The sequence below is a fragment of the Aliterella sp. E5.1 genome (assembly GCF_057473825.1).
In genome coordinates this window covers 1-1,575 of sequence record NZ_JBYCCV010000333.1, presented here as the reverse complement: position 1 = coordinate 1,575, position 1,575 = coordinate 1, and the positions used below count along the sequence as shown (strand labels likewise).

Here is a 1,575-nt window from a genome sequence, read left to right as displayed (position 1 = left end):
AGTGCTTGGCGGTAACCGTGAAGACGTGCATAATGGGGCCCCGTTTCACAACTGATTACGGCAATGTGCTTATGTCCTTTTGTGATCAAGTAATTTGTAGCAGCTTCGGCAGCGGCTCCGTTATTGACGTAGACGTTGTCGAGCGGTAAGTTACCCGTCCCTTTAGCCATCGCCTCAAGTCGTACGATGGGCGTCCCCGCTTTGAGCAGCTCACGTAAGTCTTTTACATTTACATGAAAAAATACGCCTACGATGCCGTCAGCGCGACCTTCCCTTATAAGGCGCAAAAAGTTCAGTTCCCTTTCCCTTTTGCCATCGGAATTGTAGGTAAGAAGGTCATAACCGAAGCGGTTGCTGACATCGAGAATGCCGCGCTCTACTGCAGGATAAAAGGGGTTCGTGACGTCCGGGATAAGGCACGCAATGGTGAATGTACGTTTAGAGCGAAGGCTTTGTGCGGCACGGTTCGGCATATAACCAAGCTTTTCGACCGCACTCGCGACACGCTCCCTAGTTTCCATTGAAATTGCTAAGCTTGACTTTGGATTGAGAATTTGTGAAACGGTTGCTTGCGAAACGTCAGCAAGCTGTGCAACGTCCAACTGAGTAGGCCTCTTCTTTCCGGAAGTTTTTTTCATCGAACGACTGTTAGTCTCCCCAGGTCACCGAACACATGAAGCACCAAAGTTTTATGCTTGTGAACTAGCCTTAGTCTATGTACTATTACGTATTAGTGTAGTGAAAACGTATCGAGCATGTCAATAGACCTTTGTAAATTTCACATATCGCCTCGTTTACTCAACGCTTCGCCACATACCATTGACATTCGCGATGAACTTACCTACACTGTATCCACGGCGCTAATAGGTATTAGTATTTTGGTCCCGTAAGACCCTATGCTTGGAAAGGTTGGTGGGCATTCTGGGTTGTTCGAAGATTACATGGTCCTAGAAAAGCTCTAATCCGCGATTCGCCTTGTGGTGTAAGTTTCGTGTTCTTTGAAGCATATCTTTAACTATCACCGAAAACGTGCAAATTGGAGGAGAAACCATGAGTAAGATTTTTCGTTTGCTACCACGGATTGCTATAGGCTTAACGCTTACCGCGCTTCTACCTACCTTTGCTCAAGAGGAGAAGACACAGCTCCTCTTTTGGGGAGGTAGTGAGGCGGTTGACGAGTTGGAACAGTATATGGCTCAGTTCAATGAGACGCATCCCGACATTGAGGTCACCTATGAGTCTCAGCCAAATTTGAGGGAGATTCTTAGAACAGCTTTAGCTGCCGGTCAAGGCCCTGACATCGTCTATGGAGGCACTGGCCCAGGTGCCGCAGGTGTTCTGGTTAACGCGGGTCTCCTCCTGCCACTTGAAGAGGCGTACGAGGAATATGGATGGAACGATCGTTTCTCTGATTTCACTAAAGAGCGCGCTTCCATCGACGGCACCGTCTATGGAATCGGGAATGAGATCGAGTACATCGGAATGTTCTTCAACGAGAGAATTTTTAGTGAGTTAGGGTTGAGTGAGCCGGAGAGCCATGAGGAAGTCTTACAGCTGTGACAAACACTCCAGGAC

At 47.9% G+C, this 1,575-nt stretch carries 2 protein-coding genes; one reads left to right on the top strand and one right to left on the bottom strand.

Features of this window, described 5'->3' with window-relative positions:
* Positions 1-638: LacI family DNA-binding transcriptional regulator (locus tag AC2VE5_RS26935; protein WP_486890603.1), on the bottom strand; the 638-nt coding region annotated here is incomplete at its 3' end.
* A gap of 412 nt (positions 639-1,050) precedes the next feature.
* Here AC2VE5_RS26935 and AC2VE5_RS26930 point away from each other — a divergent pair.
* A complete protein-coding gene (locus AC2VE5_RS26930; RefSeq protein WP_486890602.1) occupies positions 1,051-1,560 on the top strand; it encodes an ABC transporter substrate-binding protein in 510 nt (169 codons plus the stop codon).
* Positions 1,561-1,575 lie beyond the last annotated feature (15 nt).